The sequence below is a fragment of the Shewanella psychropiezotolerans genome, from assembly GCF_007197555.1.
GTDB classification, from domain to species: Bacteria; Pseudomonadota; Gammaproteobacteria; order Enterobacterales; family Shewanellaceae; genus Shewanella; species Shewanella psychropiezotolerans.
The window spans coordinates 196,878-213,424 of sequence record NZ_CP041614.1 but is presented as its reverse complement, the minus strand read 5'-3'; the positions used below and the strand labels follow the sequence as shown (position 1 = coordinate 213,424).

The 16,547-nt window shown below is 47.4% G+C and carries 12 protein-coding genes and 1 pseudogene; 5 read left to right on the top strand and 8 right to left on the bottom strand.

The window, feature by feature from the left end; all coding sequences use genetic code 11:
* Positions 1-64: 64 nt before the first annotated feature.
* Positions 65-643, bottom strand: coding sequence for a Fe-S biogenesis protein NfuA (nfuA, locus tag FM037_RS00960; RefSeq protein ID WP_144044447.1), 579 nt, complete (start codon positions 641-643; stop codon positions 65-67).
* 251 nt (positions 644-894) lie between these two features.
* Here nfuA and FM037_RS00955 point away from each other — a divergent pair, with 251 nt between their 5' ends.
* Positions 895-3,441: a M14 family zinc carboxypeptidase gene (locus FM037_RS00955; protein WP_144044446.1), complete on the top strand. Its 2,547-nt coding sequence runs from the start codon at positions 895-897 to the stop codon at positions 3,439-3,441.
* Between the two features lie 53 nt (positions 3,442-3,494).
* On the opposite strand, the gene FM037_RS00950 is transcribed toward FM037_RS00955, so the two are convergent.
* The gene (locus tag FM037_RS00950) at positions 3,495-4,271 is read right to left on the bottom strand and encodes a ComF family protein (protein ID WP_144044445.1); all 777 of its coding nucleotides are present in this window, start codon (positions 4,269-4,271) and stop codon (positions 3,495-3,497) included.
* Between the two features lie 85 nt (positions 4,272-4,356).
* On the opposite strand from FM037_RS00950, the gene bioH reads away from it, so the two are divergent.
* Positions 4,357-5,082: a pimeloyl-ACP methyl ester esterase BioH gene (bioH, locus tag FM037_RS00945; protein WP_185977039.1), complete on the top strand. Its 726-nt coding sequence runs from the start codon at positions 4,357-4,359 to the stop codon at positions 5,080-5,082.
* Positions 5,083-5,160: 78 nt separating this feature from the next.
* Entirely contained in the window at positions 5,161-5,670 is a 510-nt protein-coding gene (locus FM037_RS00940; protein ID WP_144044443.1) for a hypothetical protein, read from the top strand.
* Here the strand turns inward: FM037_RS00940 and FM037_RS30070 are convergent.
* From FM037_RS30070 to greB, 6 genes and pseudogenes are all read right to left on the bottom strand, one after another.
* Positions 5,667-6,988, bottom strand: a pseudogene (locus FM037_RS30070) (LTA synthase family protein). The gene FM037_RS00940 and the pseudogene FM037_RS30070 sit on opposite strands and share 4 nt — an antisense overlap.
* Positions 6,989-7,287: 299 nt before the next feature.
* Complete coding sequence (locus FM037_RS30065; RefSeq protein WP_324617102.1) at positions 7,288-7,719, bottom strand: hypothetical protein; 432 nt, start codon at positions 7,717-7,719, stop codon at positions 7,288-7,290.
* 320 nt (positions 7,720-8,039) lie between these two features.
* Positions 8,040-10,424, bottom strand: coding sequence for a Tex family protein (locus FM037_RS00930; protein WP_229381043.1), 2,385 nt, complete (start codon positions 10,422-10,424; stop codon positions 8,040-8,042).
* A 52-nt stretch (positions 10,425-10,476) separates the two neighbouring features.
* Positions 10,477-12,285, bottom strand: coding sequence for a thiamine pyrophosphate-binding protein (locus FM037_RS00925; protein ID WP_144044442.1), 1,809 nt, complete (start codon positions 12,283-12,285; stop codon positions 10,477-10,479).
* Positions 12,286-12,466: 181 nt separating this feature from the next.
* Positions 12,467-13,360 carry a class I SAM-dependent methyltransferase gene (locus tag FM037_RS00920; RefSeq protein ID WP_144044441.1) on the bottom strand — a complete coding sequence of 298 codons (894 nt, stop codon included), beginning with the start codon at positions 13,358-13,360 and terminating at the stop codon, positions 12,467-12,469.
* Positions 13,353-13,838, bottom strand: a complete 486-nt coding sequence (gene greB / locus FM037_RS00915; RefSeq protein ID WP_144044440.1) for a transcription elongation factor GreB — start codon at positions 13,836-13,838, stop codon at positions 13,353-13,355. Before greB ends, FM037_RS00920 begins: the two co-directional genes overlap by 8 nt.
* A 518-nt stretch (positions 13,839-14,356) precedes the next feature.
* On the opposite strand from greB, the gene ompR reads away from it, so the two are divergent.
* Both ompR and envZ read left to right on the top strand, forming a co-directional pair.
* Positions 14,357-15,082: an osmolarity response regulator transcription factor OmpR gene (gene ompR / locus FM037_RS00910; protein WP_144044439.1), complete on the top strand. Its 726-nt coding sequence runs from the start codon at positions 14,357-14,359 to the stop codon at positions 15,080-15,082.
* 64 nt (positions 15,083-15,146) lie between these two features.
* On the top strand, positions 15,147-16,457 hold the full coding sequence (gene envZ / locus FM037_RS00905) for a two-component system sensor histidine kinase EnvZ (RefSeq protein WP_144044438.1): 1,311 nt from the start codon (positions 15,147-15,149) through the stop codon (positions 16,455-16,457).
* Positions 16,458-16,547 lie beyond the last annotated feature (90 nt).

Genomic DNA, 16,547 nt, shown 5'->3' with positions numbered 1-16,547 from the left:
CGCTTTTTTGTTACTCTTTATAATCTGGAACAAGGGCTTATGCCCTCGAATCTAGAAGCTTCCTTTACTGATACGAGTGCTCGCCAGCCTGGTGCTCGGTAATGTCTTTAACGCCTGTTAGTTCGCCTGGGAACATATCGAGTAACTGCTTTTCGATACCATCCTTCAGGGTCACATCGACCATAGAACAACCGTTACAACCACCACCGAACTGCAGAATAGCCACGCCTTCTTCAGACACTTCCATTAGCATGATGTTGCCGCCATGGCTTGCGAGTTGTGGGTTGATCTCAGACTGGATCACATATTCGATGCGCTCGTTAAGTGAGGCATCGCTACTAACTTTACGCATCTTGGCATTAGGTGCCTTGAGGGTAAGTTGTGAACCCAATTGGTCGGTAACGAAATCTATGCTGGCATCTTCAAGGAAAGGTACACTCTTCTCGTCGACCATAGCATTGAAGCCTGTAAACTCTAGCTCAGTATCATCGGCTTCAACGGCATCTGGTGGGCAATATGAGACGCCACATTCAGCAGTAGCAGTACCAGGACTGATTACAAATACACGAATATGAGTTCCTTCGGGCTGATCTGCTAACAAGGTAACAAAATGAGCCTGAGCTGCATCGGAAATGGTGATCATTAAGACATGCTCCGTCTGGTAAAACTTGACTGTTTTAGTAAGATATAGAGGTATGATACTCCGACTCAGGGCAGCTTTGTAGTCCCTTTGTAAATTGCTTTGACCTTTTAAAAGAGACAATGGAAGAATTTTTCAGCTAGATGTCAGTTTTTATTCGGCATTATCTCAGATATAACCTAGCTTTAACTGTGGCAATAATCTACGCCAACTGATAATTTAACCTTATATTACAAGTATAAAGAACACCATATATGTTTAAAACTGGCCTTTTCCTGCTGACCTTACTCTGCTCACTGAGCCTGGCTTCTCCTGTCATAGCGGCAGATTTACAGAAGGTGATCCCGCTCTCAAATTCGAATTTAGATCCTGTGATCACCTCGCCGGACTCCTTTTTAGGCTACCCGCTGGGGCAATGGCACCTGCGTCATGACCAAGTCAACTATTACCTGAAGCAACTTGCCAGCGATAGTGACAAGGTATCCATAGAGCATACGGGTCAAAGCCATGAAGCCAGGCAACAACTCACGGCCGTTATCACTTCGAGTAAGAATCAGGCAAAGTTAGACGAGATTTTGACACAGCGTCGAGCCGTTAAATCCGGGGCGACACAGGATGGTCCCTTAGTCATCTGGCTGGCATATTCCATTCATGGGGATGAGGCCAGTGGTGCCCATGCCGCCTTGGCCCTCAGTTATTTTCTAGCCTCCAGCAGAGATGAATGGGTTGAAGACTTGCTCGATGAAGCCATTGTATTGATCACCCCGAGTCAGAACCCGGATGGCATGGACAGGTTTTCAACCTGGACCAATAACTACCGCGGCCAGACCGATGTCAGTGATAGCAACCATAAGGAACACAGACAAAATTGGCCCAATGGCAGAACCAACCACTACTTTGCCGATCTTAATCGTGATCTCTTGTTCCTCAGACACCCAGAAACCCGAGGTAGAGTCGCTCTATTCCATAAATGGCAACCTCACTATGTAGGAGATTTTCATGAGATGGGTCGGGATAGGAATTACTTCTTCCAACCCGGGGTTCCATCGCGCACCAACCCTGCGACCCCGAAGACTAATCAGGCTCTGACGGAGAAGCTGGCTCATTTCCATAGAGCAGCCCTAGATGAGTTAAAGCAGAGCTATTTCAGTCGTGAGGCGTTTGACGACTTTTACTATGGTAAGGGCTCAACTTATCCGGATATCAACGGCTCTGTTGGCATCTTATTCGAACAAGCTAGCCCCAGAGGACAGGTACAAATTACTCAAAACGGCGAGCTAAGACTCAGCCAAGCCATCAATAATCAAGTCGCCACCTCTATATCGAGTCTAAAAGGCAGTCTGGAATTAAAAGATGAGCTGATTGAATACCAGAGTGAGTTTTATCAGGGGCGAGACAAGGTCCTACAGCGAGGTCGTCAAACAGGCTTCCTTCTTGGTGCTCCCGCTAACCGAGAACGTATTGAAGATCTCACCCAAGTGTTGACCCAACACAAGATCAAATTTTACTATCTGACTGAAACAGTTCGCCAAGGAAGTCAGGACTTTGCAGCCAATAGCAGCGTGTTTATCCCTATCAATCAGCCCCAAAAGAGCCTACTTTTAGCCCTGTTTGATAACAGCACAGAGTTCGAAGACCCAACTTTTTACGATGTCTCAAGCTGGAATCTGGAACACGCCTATCATCTACAAATGGTACGCAACAGCAAATTAGATATAGATGTACTTTCCAGACAAGCTCCTGCTAAGTTCAATTTTCAGGTGAATGAACAAGCCGTAGCAGTACTCGTCAATTGGCAGCAAGATTTGGCAGCCCCCATGCTGCAGGCCTTGTTACAAGATAATGTGACCGTCAAATTTGCTAAGAAACCCTTTATTATAGAGGTAGCTGGAAAGGCTCATAAATTTCCTGCTGGCACCTTGCAAATACCACTAAAACAGCCCGGAATTTCTCTGGATGAGATCAATAACAAGCTAGTTAAGTTGAGCAAACAATATCCACTGACCTTGTATTCGGTTACGACTAGCGCCGCCATATCCGGCATCGACTTGGGCAGCCCTAACTTCAAGGTAATAAAACCCATAAAACCTTTGTTAATCACGGGTCGGGGCACAGATGCCTCCGAAGTGGGTGAACTGTGGTATTACTTGGACCGCAAACTTGCAGTCCCCGTGACCTTAATCGATGCGGGTCATATTTCCAAAATAAAGTTAAACCGATACACACATGTGATCATGGCAGGTGGAACCTACTCCTCTTTAGATGAGAAATTTTCCAGAAAATTAGGTCAGTTCACCTCAGATGGTGGCACAGTGATCGCTCAGAAAGGCGCGTTAACTTGGTTGAATAAAAATAACCTGCTCAAGAGTGCTATCAAAGGAAAACGTTTCTATAAACAATTATTCGACACCAGAGGTTTAAGCTATGGAGATAAGGAAAAACTCGCTGCACGGCAATCCATAGGCGGCGCCATAGTGGAACTCGCACTCGACCCCAGTAGTCCAATAAACTTTGGCATACGGGGCAATAGACTTCCCATATTAAAGAATAAGGCTATAGGATTAACCACCAGCTCGACCCCCTTCACTGTCGCGGCTAAATACGCCGATGAACCTCTGCTCAGCGGCTATCTTGCCAAAGAATATCAGGCCAGTTTCTCTAATAACCCAGCCATAGTCCTGGAGACTCGAGGCAAAGGTGCCATAGTCGGCCTCGCCGATAACCTGATGTTCCGCAACATCTGGCTAGGCTCAGAAAAAATATACGCCAATGCTCTCTATTTCGTCCCCGCATTGAATTAATAGCAGATCCTAGTTCCTAGAATCTAGAAACTGACCTATTTATAATTATTTACCTAATCTAAGAGTCCTGGTGCTTCTGCTCTCGCCAAACACCATACCTGCACATGAATATGCCGCCTCTCGAACAGGGAGGCAATCTCTTTTGCCGTGGTGCCCGTCGTCACCACATCATCTATTAAGGCGATGCGCTGATAGGGAAAATTATCATCAAGATGAAAGGCACTTTTAAGGTTTTTACGTCTCTGCTTACCGGTTAAACCAGCCTGAGACTGAGTATCTAACCTTCTCACTAGACCATGAGTCTCGATGGGAATATTGAGCTGCTTACTAAGAGTATCGGCAATTATCCAGGCCTGATTGAAACTACGGGCCTTTAGCCTCTTCTCATGTAGCGGCACAGGCACCAGAACCTGAGGACGTTGAATTAACCCTGCCGCTTCTAATTTATGAATACGCGCAATTAGTGCACCGGATAAAGCGGGCAGTCCCGCGAACTGGGCTCGATACTTGATTAGACCTACCCATCGGCCTAAACCTTGGTGATAACTACAAGGGGAGATAACCAGCAGGGGCTCAGTTGACAAGCACACACCACAATAGCGCGATTGGATCTGTAAACCACGTCCACAACCTAAGCACACTGGCTGTTGGTAGAGGCCAGAATTTAAACAGATAGTACAGATCCCGGTATCTGGAAGAGTCACACTTTGATGGCACATAAGACAACGATTGGGTAAACTTGCCGCCAGCCACTGCTTCACGCATTCTAGCCCCCTCTGTAGGGCTTTCTCTCCATAAGGCTTTAGTCTGGTGAGCTTAGCTGTTTTCATCAATTTCCCACTAAGAGGTAGATAAGTGAGTCAAGCACAACTGCATATAGAATCTATAGGCCCGGTATATGCTCCGCAAATTGTCATGCTTCATGGCTGGGGAATGAACAGCGCTGTCTTTACGCCACTTCACCTGTCTCTGTCTGAGTATAGGGTACACTATGTGGATCTGCCCGGCTTTGGCCATAGCTCAGCCATAGAAGGCGACATCTATGATTGGCTGGAGGCACTGATTACACACCTCCCAGATAAGGCTATCTGGGTAGGTTGGTCTCTGGGAGGACTCCTGGCTACATTAGCGGCACTAAACTACCCTGGCAGAGTCAGAGGACTCGTGACCATAGCTTCATCCCCCTGCTTTATGGCCCGGAAAGAGGAGAAATGGCCTGGGATCCCACCCCAAGTCCTGACTGAATTTGGAGAATCCTTGTATAAAGATCTTGGTAAGACAATCGAACGATTCCTGGCGATTCAGGCAATTGGCAGCGCAACGGCGAAAGAAGATATCAAGCAACTTAAAAACTTGGTGCTCTCAAGGCCACTTCCAGACTCCCGAGCCCTGGTTCAGGGATTAAAAATGCTGGAGTGTGTCGATCTCAGACCTAAGCTAGATCAGATTAATCAGCCTTGGCTGAGGATCTGGGGTCGGTTAGATGGACTAGTCCCCAGACGCGTACCTCCTCTCATGCCGGTGAATGACACGCTTTACCAAGATCTCATACTGCCGAAGGCTTCTCACGCGCCCTTTTTCTCTCACAAAGATGAATTTTTAGCCGGTTTTGTGACCTGGATAGAAGAAATTTCAAATTAAGCCCTCAACGAACTCACATAGCTTTATCTTTAACCTAATGAAGGTTATTATTTAACCACAAGAGTTAAGGGATTATCTATGTTAGTGGTCACAAACTATCCTCAGGTACCAATAGCGACAACAAACCCCGCTACCGATGCCGCGCGCGTGGATAGCCAGCAAAGACCGCCTATCGTTCCTACACCTGAACTAGTCAAGAGCCACGAAGAACGCCCCTTCACTCCGCAACACGAGCGCACAGCCGAACAGCCAGAGATTCAAGCTAGACTCAATGAACGAACACTGGGAAAACACCAAGGTGGTGGGCAGAAACAGGAAGAAAAGCAGCAGAAAGAAGCAGAAAAGCCGACTCAAGTAGCCAACATAGCCAGAGATCCCCTCAGAGGAAGACCCGCGCTAAACAGGCGTGATATTCGCATTGCCCAGCAGCCGAACTCTGCACGTGACCACAAACAAACCCAGCCTCAGAAGAGCGAGCTAGTAGCTCAGCCCAAAGATTTTTATCAGGCGGTTTCCCTGCATATAACTAACTTCTATCAAGAGCAGGCTCTTCCAAAAACAGAGCCTGCTATCTCATCTTTTGTTTAACGCAGTAACACTTCACTCGCTTGGCTATTCGTATTATCTTTCTCATCTTCCAAGGCCAGCTGCAGCTTAGCATCATCCTCAGCCTGCTTAAACGCTAGCCTTTCTTCTTGGGAAGCAGTCCTATACAGGCCTTGCTGATAAGCCATACTGCCCCACAATGCCCAAGATAGAGCTGCTTGCTTCATCTCATCGGATTGAGCTTGTGCATTGAGCGTCCCAGTATCGAAGTCGTACTTGAAGCCAGCGGCTTCACGCTCTGGCTGCAATATCACCACATCATCGCCTCGCATATATGCCATGTTCTTGTCATATTGCATCAAGGCGCGTCCAGGCCAATCATCCCTGACTCGAGTCAAGTCTTGTCCTAACATGGGATAGCTGTCGGATATGCCTATCATAGACAATAGAGTCGGTGCCATATCGATCTGACTCACCACTCGCTGGTCTTTCTTAGGCTCGATGCCATCACCTAGAATAATTCCAGGGATCCTGAAGCGAGAAATAGGGACTAAACTCGCACCCCCTACACGACTATCGTGATCGGCCACGACCAAAAATAGCGTATCTTTCCAGTAATCAGACTTCTTAGCTAATTTAAAAAACTCTCCTAGAGCGTAATCCGCATATTTAACCGCATTATTCACCGTCTGTTTAGGCTGCTCATAGAGTTCAATTTTACCATCGGGAAACTCGAAGGGATCGTGGTTGCTCGAGCTAAATACTAAGCTGAAAAACGGTTTACCCTCTTTGTGGAATTGCTTAAACTCCTGGTCAGCCCGGCGCAGAAGATCTTCATCCGATACCCCCAAGAAGCCACAAAAGAGGGATCTTCATAATCATCTTCATCGACAATATTACTGAAGCCATTTCCGAGGAAGAAGCTCTTCATGTTATCGAAATGACTCTCTCCACCATAAATAAACTGAGTCTCATAGCCATGACTTTTCAAGAGTTCGGCGATAGAGAAGAAACCTTGTTGGCTCTTACCTAACTTAACCACAGAGCGTGCCGGCGTAGGTGTAAAACCAGTAGTGATGGCTTCGATACCACGAACCGAACGCGTTCCTGTGGCGTAGAGATTCTCAAATGACCAGCCTTCCTTAGAGAGCACATCTATGTTTGGCGTCAAAGGAAGACCGCCCAGATTCCCCACGAAGCGAGCTCCCAGACTTTCTTGTAAGATGATCACTAAGTTCTTAGGTTTGCCCTGATAACTGGCAGGATTAAAAGAAACACTAGGCACTGCGGCTAACGGGAATTCACTGGGATCTCGACCACTTTCTCGCCTGATTGTGTCGATAATTTTCTGCTCATCCATGCGACCATAAATTTTAGCGGCATTAGCTTCATTGCCCATTTGATTGATGGCGAAAAAGAGGGAATATGCAGAGTTAACCACGAGAGAGTTAACCAGAGGATCATCGGCAAAAGCAACAAGTGCTGGGTTAAGCGGTCTATGGCCTAAACTCGAACGGGCACCGATCAAAGTCAGCACAATCACAGCAACAGCGATAACCGGACGCCAGTACCAGCGAGAATAGGTGAGATCTCGCAGCAAGTAACCACTGAGCTTCCAGCCACTAAAAAGAGTTGCACCGCTGATAAGGAAACCTAAGATCACCTCAAGCTTACGTCCCCCCAGAGCATGGACATCACCTCTTTAGGATAGATGAGGTATTCGATATAGAGACGATTTGGGCGAATGCCATATTCCTGGATAAACGAAGGAGATGAGACTTCCAAGAATAGAATCAACCAGAGTCCTAGAGTCAGCCAGATACGTAATATCTTGTTCCAACCACGGCCAATAGCGTGATCACCGGAAAAAATGGCTGTGCCAAGGGCTGCAATGCCCCACAACCAGCATAAGGTAGCCAGATCCACCCTTAGGCCCTGCAGCAAGAGATGTGACCAGCCATCCACGGCCGAAACACGCTCGATTTGCCAGAGTCCTAAGCCTATACGACTCAGGGTGACGATAATTAATGCAATTAAGCAGAAACTTAAAATGGATCTAAAGGGACCCAAAAAAGAAAGACGAGAGGCCATAGAGCACCCAAAATGTACTTAGTGTAAAAATCCAAAAGTTCTGCATCCAGAACTATGGAGTGGTCCTTGCGCGATTTACTCTAGATTAGAGTGTCCATGATGGTTTTCACCCTCTTCGGAGTAATAGCCAAATATTATGACAGAACTCAGCCACAAAAGTTCACCTTAAATTAATAATCATGAAACACTAAGGACACACAAAACGAACAAGCGTGCCAACCCAAACATAGATTGGCGGAAGGAGTGTAAAAAAAATGTCGAAAGAGAAAACTCTTCCGACATTGATGTCATAGCATTTGGTATAAGAACTCGCTTACATGTTATTTTTTCAGTTTAGCAAAAGCATCGGCAAACGCATTCCCCATGGCCGCATTAGCTTGCTTAGGCTGAGACTTGTTCTGTGACTTACCTTGTTGCTTCGGCTTATTACCAGTTGAATTCGGCCTTTGAGCGGCTCTCGGCGCTGGTTTATCACCGGCCTTTTCATCCAGACGCATGGTGAGAGCGATACGCTTACGCTCCACATCGATTTCCATCACTTTCACTTTCACCACATCCCCGGCCTTGACTACGCTATGGGGATCGCTGACAAACTTATCGGTCAAAGATGAGATGTGTACCAAGCCATCCTGATGAACACCGACATCGACAAAGGCACCGAAGTTAGTCACATTGGTCACCACACCTTCGAGGATCATATCAGGCTTAAGATCGTTAACTTTTTCCACGCCTTCCTTAAATATGGCCGTCTTAAACTCACCACGAGGATCCCGTCCCGGCTTATCCAGCTCGACTAAAATATCCGTCACAGTGGGCAGGCCAAATTTATCTGTAATGAACTCTGCCGCCGACAAGCTACGCAATAATTCAGTGTTACCGACTAGTGCCTCAACCCCTTGTCCCTTCGCCTTAGCTATCGTTTCAACCAGAGAATAGGCTTCAGGGTGAACCGAAGAGGCATCCAAGGGGTTATCACCGTCGAAAATACGCAGGAAGCCTGCGGCTTGCTCATAGGCTTTAGGCCCGAGCCTGGCCACCTTCAGTAGCTGCTTACGCTGAGTAAACTGACCATTTTCATCTCGATAGTTGACGATATTACGGGCTAATGTCTTATTAAGACCAGCCACCTGAGCCAATAGCGGCGCAGATGCCATATTCAGATCGACCCCAACACCATTCACACAATCTTCCACCACGCCTTCCAGTGACAAGGAAAGCTGACTCTGGCTCACATCATGCTGATACTGGCCTACACCGATAGACTTAGGTTCGATCTTGACTAATTCGGCGAGAGGGTCCTGCAGTCTACGAGCGATTGAAACGGCGCCACGAATAGACACATCGAGATCGGGGAATTCATTGGCCGCGAGCTCGGAAGCCGAATAGACAGATGCTCCGGCCTCACTCACCATGATTTTAGTCAGTCTTGGCAGCTCAGATTGGACACTGGCAATCAATTCAGCTGCCAGCTTATCCGTCTCTCTCGAAGCGGTTCCGTTGCCCACGGCAATCAGTTCCACCTTATGCATCTTGGCAAGGTTGGCTAAGGTGCGTACCGACTTATCCCATTGCTTCTGTGGCGCATGGGGGAAGATGGTCGTGTGTGCAACGAGTTTGCCTGTATTGTTAACGATAGCCACCTTAACGCCAGATCTCAGTCCAGGATCTAGTCCTAAGGTTGCCTTGGCTCCCGCCGGCGCTGCCATCAGGAGATCTCCAAGGTTGCGGGCAAATACATTTATCGCCTCAGACTCTGCATGCTCACGCATCTTAGCGATAAACTCAGTTTCCATCTGCAGCGAAATCTTGATTCGCCAGGTAGCCGTGACTACGGTTTTCAACCATGTGTCGACACCACCGATGCCCAAGTTTAGTTTAAAGTGCTCGGCGATAATCACCTCACAATAACTGCCTTGCTTAGACTCATTGCCTGGATCTGCGTTCATGCTGAGGCTCAGCATGCCTTCATTGCGCCCACGCAGCATGGCCAAGGCGCGATGAGAAGGTATCTTGCTTAATTTTTCCGTGTGTTCGAAATAATCGCGGAACTTAGCCCCTTCCTTCTCTTTCCCCTTAGCCATGCGGCTTTCGAGAACAGAGTTTTGGCTGAGGTGTTGTCTCACTTTCTGCAACAGGGCAGCATCTTCGGCGAAGCGCTCCATCAAGATGAAACGAGCGCCATCGAGCACGAGTTTACTGTCTGAAAAACCTGCTTCCGCCTTAATATATTTAGCGACTTCTAGTTCGATATCGGCATTGCGGTTATTCAGCAAGTGCTCGGCTAAGGGCTCGATACCTGCTTCTATGGCGATCTGGCCCTTAGTGCGACGTTTTGGCTTATAGGGCAGATATAGATCTTCCAGACGCGTCTTACTATCAGCCTCGAATAATGCGTGTTTTAGCTCAGGAGTCAGCTTACCTTGTGTATCGATACTCGAGATGATCACATCGCGTCTGTCATTCAAGTCACGCAGATAACTCAACCTGCTATTTAGTGTACGCAGCTGAGTGTCATCTAAGCCTCCGGTCGCCTCTTTACGATAACGAGCGACGAAAGGCACAGTGGCACCATCATCGAGTAGGGAGATTGTCGAACTGACTTGTTGCTCACGAACATTGAGTTCCTGAGCAATGATCTGGGCAATATTTTGCGTCATTTGCATAAAAGTATGGTCGTGCCTGGAGTAAAAGATTCTGATGAGCATCAAGATACCACAGGCTAAGGTGTGCTTGCATGTGAAAGCTACACACTTTGAATTAGTGACAGCTTTCTCTGCGACCACACAAGTTATTCCAGGCAGATATCGCCTCGGCGACACCATTTCTAAACCCTATGTAGGTATTGAGCTTCTTAGTGATCTCACTCTGATACTCGGAGTCGATTGAAGTCGGCACTTCGATCAGATGCAGCCCGCCTCTAACTGCACTTTGGGCAAGGCTATCCATCAGCTGCCCTGTGGTCACACATAAATGACCATAACCGCCATAGGCTTTTATCAACAACCTAGGATCGAACTCTTTATGATTACAGGCATACACAGGCGCATCTCCCGCCTTACCTAAATGAAAGATATTGTTACGCATATAGATAATCGTAACGTTTGCGCCCTGTTTCTGCAGACTGATCAACTCGTTAGCCTGAAAATTAAAGCCACCATCTCCTGTCAATACCAAGATAGGTTGTGAGCTACCAGTTTCGGCTAACTGATCGGCAATGGCTCTGACATAGGGCAAACTGGTTCCCATTGCAGCATACCAAGGGTTAGCCAGATAACTTCGCCCAATATCACAGCCAAGAGAATCCAACTCGAAGCTGGCAAACAGAGCGCTCCCCACCTCGGGCACGAAAATATAGGGCTTAGCGAGCTCTCTCTGAGCAAGATTAATCGTCGAGGCCAGATTATGATACCCGAGCATCTCACTCTTTGGCTTTGGTGACTCCACACCAGCTTTAGGCTCACTGAAAAGTTTGTGGGGCGTTAGCCTAGAAGACTGCAGTATATCCATAACCACAGAGATATCTTGCTCCCACCTCGAGGTTCCCTTCAGCATAGTCTTATTAGGGTGGCTATCCACGGCATGGGTTTGACTACCAAAGGCATTGTTGGTGTCACTCGGTGATATGGCAGTCCCAAGTTCAAGCACATAATCGGCCACAGACTCGATGTAACCCTGGCCATCTAGCTCACTGAATACCCCGTTATAACTTCCTAAACAGAGTGGATCGCTCTCATCCAACATGCCCTTACCAAACCAGCTGGTGGCATAAGGCAGACCTTGCTTACGGCAGAATGTGATTATTTTCGCGAGTAGGTCTGTGTTCAACCTGAGTTTCTCTCCCAGAAACACTAAAGGTGAATCAGCCTTATTGAGCTTAGTCACTATCTCTTGGGCTATCAGCTCTGCACCACTTAAATTCAGTTGCTGAACCTTAGCTAACTGAGTTAAATGACCCGGTAGGCACAAAGACTGAGTCGGCTGAAAGATCAAATCTCTGGGGATCTCAATAAACACAGGTTGGCGGTTTAAATAAGCATAAGTTAACAGCTTCAAACATTGCTCGGCGGCAATATTGGGCTGGCCACTCTGCCTTTGACCCTGAAGGCGTTCTGCGCGGATCCCAAGAGCCTGGAAAGCATTTAGTGCTGCGTCAAGATCGGTATTCCAAGCAGTATGCGGGTGAACGCTATGATGCAATACATGACTATTTACCTCATTCTCCCCAGGAGCACCAGAGATAAACACCACGGGTAATCCTTCGGTTCTCGCCAACGCCGCAGCGCTAACACAAGGTAAGCTGCCTACTGTATAAGTGGTCATGCAAACACCTAGTGGGTTTAACTCAGCCTGGGCGCAGGCACTGAAGCCTGCATGCATCTCATTGCTCGACGGTAATACATCGATATGGGGTTCTAGGGCATTAATCAAATTAGCAACGAAATCACCACCGACACCATAGGTGCGCTTGACCCCGAAAAATGTTAACAGTTCACCTAAGCTATCGCCAAACTGGGGTAATTGACGAAAATATTCATCGCCAAAATTTTTCTCAATTGATGTCGCCATGATCCGATCCTTCTTGATTGGTATTATCGGCAGGCTAGTAGTTATAGGAATGACGCGAGTTGATCGAGATCATATTAGAAAAAATGAGTGAAGATGACTAAGTGGCAAGCTAAGATTACAAACTAGCTTACTTCCCTCTGAGCATTGAGCTCTACTGGCAATTAAAGATGTAGACTAAGCTTTACAGCTTAGAAATGCACTTTCTCGCCAGCACGGTATGTTCAGGCATGCCTCTTCGGTTGATCAGTACCTCGAACCCATGGCGTTGCAATAGTTGTTCGATATCTTGCTTATGCCAGGCAGGCACAAAAGGCTCATACACATGACCGGCCAACCACTTAAAATAAAGTCCAGTAAAGCCAAACCCCTTAAACATCTTCCACCAACCAGACTTGAACTGAATCGATGAGGGCTCACAGATCGCCAGTAAGCCCCCCTCATCTAACACCCGGCGACACTCATCTAGTGCCAAATCGATATACTTAGGCGGCATCTCATGAAACAAAAAACTCGCAGTAATGCCATCGAAACGCTTATCGGAAAACTTAAGCTCTTCCGCTAGCCCTTGAACAAATTTCACTTCTGGATAGGCTTTGGCCGCATGTTTTAACAGATAAGGCGAAGGATCTAACCCCCAAACATCTGTGATATCTTCATCCTTGAGGGCCGCGGCCATCTGACCTCCGGCGCAGCCGAGATCTAAGACACGTTTGCAGCCGTTTAACCAAGTGGCTATATCTCGTCTCACCGGCTTCATCTTACCCAGCATACTTGCATCGAAAGCACTGATATAGCCGCGGGTAATGTTATTGGAATAGTTACCGTTAGGTATGCCGTGAAACTCCTGCTGTAGATATTTAGGCAGGCTCTGTTTACCCAATATTCCATCGGGGAAACTGTCCGGGATTTCCGCGCGACCATTGCCTTTCTTAAAAAGACTGCGAAATAGCCTGCCCACATTGGTCCGGGTCTTAAAATTGATCTCATCGGCCCAAGTGCGAGGCAACTCGATGTTCTGCCAATCTAAAATGACAGGATCGAGAATTGCATCACTTATACCGACCCGCTCATTCATCCTTAAATGCCTTATATTGGATCTTGTTCACGTACCACTCCTTGGCACCCGAAGGGGTTTGTACCACGATTTCATCATCGACCTGTTTGCCGATAAGCGCACGGGACATCGGCGAGTCTATGGTGATATAACCTAGCTTAGTATCCAGCTCATCCTTACCTACGATGCGATACTGCACCACATCACCGGCCTCATTTTCCAGCTCTACCCAGGCACCGAAGAACACCTTACCTTCCTGTTGAGGCGAATAATCGACGATTTTCAGCTCTTCGACCCGCTTCACCAGATAGCGAACACGACCGTCTATCTGCCGCAGCAGACGTTTGTTATAGGTGTAATCTGCATTCTCGGATCTATCCCCTTGAGCCGCAGCTTCCTGTACCTTCTTAGTGATCTCCGGACGATATTCTTTCCAAAGGTACTTAAGCTCCCTGTCCAGAGCCTGCCAGCCTTTACGGGTGATTAACAACGCTTTCATTTTCGATCTCTTTTAAATCTATCGGACAACATCATGGGATGTTGCAGCGCCCAATTATCACTTATTCGATGGAAAAAGACTACTCGGGCCACGAACCCAAATAAGATAGTTTTTCCATCAAATTATAACTTCCCATTTATATACATCTAGCGCCATATCGCGACAAGTTAATCCCTCATTGACCGACACACACCATCAGCTCCTCTAGGCTAAACACGTCCTTGGTTACCAATCGAATACTGTCAAGAATACCTCATCATGATCGAGAAAATCCCTAAACTCCAATTGTTACAATTTTACAGCTATACTGAAAAAGTATTAATAGCCATTTATTTTCAATGGATTACGCCATTTCTTTCGCCACTAGAACAAGATAATATCTGTATCCGTGTAAAGAGTCGCTGGTAAGAGGGATTAAAAAGCGGCTATATTAGCGGCTAAATGTACGTTTAATTATATTCAATATCAGCCAGTTGGCTACCGATCACCATCGGGTTCCAAGAAAAAGGATAATAAGCATGGGACAGGAAACCTCTAAAATTCTCGTCGTCGATGATGATATGAGACTAAGAGCCTTACTCGAGCGTTATCTTATGGAGCAAGGTTACCAGGTTCGCAGCGCTGCCAATTCCGAGCAGATGGATAGGTTACTCGAGCGTGAGAATTTCCACCTACTCGTGCTGGATTTAATGCTACCCGGCGAAGATGGCCTCTCCATCTGCCGCAGACTTCGTCAGCAAGGCAATACTATTCCTATCGTCATGTTGACGGCTAAGGGTGATGAAGTAGACCGTATCATAGGCTTGGAGCTCGGTGCCGATGACTATCTGCCTAAGCCATTTAATCCTCGTGAATTACTCGCCAGAATCAAGGCCGTGATGCGTAGACAGAGCCAGGATGTCCCAGGGGCACCGACTCAACAGGAGGAGGAGATCACCTTCGGCGAGTTTACACTCAATCTTGCAACACGTGAGATGTATCATGGTGAAGAAGCTATCTCCCTCACAAGTGGCGAGTTTGCAGTACTTAAGGTGCTTGTGAGCCACCCACGCGAGCCTCTGTCTCGCGATAAGTTGATGAATCTAGCCCGAGGGCGAGATTACTCGGCCCTCGAACGCTCTATCGATGTACAGGTATCTCGCTTGAGACGTTTAATTGAAAAAGATCCTGCCAACCCCAGATATATCCAGACGGTTTGGGGACTCGGTTATGTCTTCGTGCCCGATGGCACCTCGCGTCGTTAAGATAGCGTGATATCTAATGTCACCAGTCTCACTTATTTGCTTATCTAAGGGGTAAACCAGTTACATGAAGTGGCTGAAAAAACTTTTACCCCGTAGTGCATTTAGCCAAACAGTAGTTCTGATTGGCAGTCTCTTGCTGATCAATCAACTGGTTTCCTATCTCTCGGTCGCGGCCTATTTCATCCAGCCCACCTATCAGCAGATCAACCAGTTGATTGCGCGTCAGGTAAAATTACTGTTTGTCGATGGTGTCGATGTGGGTCGCGAACACCTCACTATGGTCGACGCCCTCAATGCTAAGGTTCCCGACGATGGTATGCATATCTATAATCAGAAACAAGCTCGTGAAGCTGGTATAGAACAAGCCACTTATTATGCTCTGCTCTCATCGCAGATGTCGGAACACTTAGGCGGTAAAGCCGAAGTAAGAATCGCTCAAGGTGAGTTTTTTGAGATCTGGATCCGCCCTCCTCAGGCCCCTTCGGTCTGGATCAAGATCCCCCTCACCGGATTCAACGAATACGATCTATCGCCCCTCACCCTCTACCTGATGGTGATTGGCGCCTTGAGTGTCGCTGGCGGTTGGTGGTTTGCCAGACAGCAGAACAGGCCGCTCAGACGACTGCAAAAGGCGGCAATCTCTGTCTCTATGGGTGAATATCCTGAGCCCTTACCCCTGAGCGGCTCAACCGAGATTGTCGAAGTAACTAACGCATTCAACCAGATGTCCTACAGCATGAAACAGTTAGAACAAGATAGAGCGCTGTTGATGGCGGGCATCTCCCATGACCTACGTACCCCTCTGACCCGCATTCGGCTAGCCTCAGAGATGATGGTTGCCGATGATGAATATCTAAAGGATGGTATCGTCCACGACATAGAAGATATGGATGCCATCATCAGTCAGTTCATTTCCTATATCAGACAAGATCAGGAAAGCATTCGTGAGCAGGAACAGATCAATTATCTCATCCAAGATGTCGCCCAGGCCGAATCCAATCGGGAAGGCGAGATCCAAGTGGTACTCAACGAGTGTCCGGAGATCCCGATTCAGAGCATTGCCATTAAACGTATCTTGAGTAATCTGGTAGAAAATGCCTTCCGTTATGGCAATGGCTGGGTCAGGCTAAGCTCTCACTTCGACGGACGGCGTGTAGGATTTAGCGTAGAAGACGATGGCCCGGGTATTCCGGAATCTGAGATCCCTAAGTTATTTCAACCTTTCACTCAAGGCGATACAGCCAGAGGAAGTGTAGGTTCGGGCCTGGGACTGGCCATCATCAAGCGTATCGTCGATCGCCATCAAGGCGAAATTGTACTGACTAACAGAGTCGCCGGCGGTTTACATGCTCAGGTCTGGTTACCCCTCGAATAAATCACTCATCCAAGATCAATATGTACTCAGCTGATTATAAAAATAATCAGCTGAGTAAGTGTCACACTAGTGACATGAATCTGTAACGCT

What these genes read in the sequence shown, in the direction of transcription:
- nfuA (WP_144044447.1), bottom strand. Translation starts at nt 643, where the DNA reads ATGATCACCATTTCCGATGCAGCTCAGGCTCATTTTGTTACCTTGTTA.
- envZ (WP_144044438.1), top strand. Translation starts at nt 15,147, where the DNA reads ATGAAGTGGCTGAAAAAACTTTTACCCCGTAGTGCATTTAGCCAAACA.
- greB (WP_144044440.1), bottom strand. Translation starts at nt 13,838, where the DNA reads ATGAAAGCGTTGTTAATCACCCGTAAAGGCTGGCAGGCTCTGGACAGG.
- FM037_RS00930 (WP_229381043.1), bottom strand. Translation starts at nt 10,424, where the DNA reads ATGCTCATCAGAATCTTTTACTCCAGGCACGACCATACTTTTATGCAA.
- FM037_RS00940 (WP_144044443.1), top strand. Translation starts at nt 5,161, where the DNA reads ATGTTAGTGGTCACAAACTATCCTCAGGTACCAATAGCGACAACAAAC.
- FM037_RS00955 (WP_144044446.1), top strand. Translation starts at nt 895, where the DNA reads ATGTTTAAAACTGGCCTTTTCCTGCTGACCTTACTCTGCTCACTGAGC.
- FM037_RS00925 (WP_144044442.1), bottom strand. Translation starts at nt 12,285, where the DNA reads ATGGCGACATCAATTGAGAAAAATTTTGGCGATGAATATTTTCGTCAA.
- FM037_RS30065 (WP_324617102.1), bottom strand. Translation starts at nt 7,719, where the DNA reads ATGGCCTCTCGTCTTTCTTTTTTGGGTCCCTTTAGATCCATTTTAAGT.
- bioH (WP_185977039.1), top strand. Translation starts at nt 4,357, where the DNA reads ATGCTTCATGGCTGGGGAATGAACAGCGCTGTCTTTACGCCACTTCAC.
- ompR (WP_144044439.1), top strand. Translation starts at nt 14,357, where the DNA reads ATGGGACAGGAAACCTCTAAAATTCTCGTCGTCGATGATGATATGAGA.
- FM037_RS00950 (WP_144044445.1), bottom strand. Translation starts at nt 4,271, where the DNA reads ATGAAAACAGCTAAGCTCACCAGACTAAAGCCTTATGGAGAGAAAGCC.
- FM037_RS00920 (WP_144044441.1), bottom strand. Translation starts at nt 13,360, where the DNA reads ATGAATGAGCGGGTCGGTATAAGTGATGCAATTCTCGATCCTGTCATT.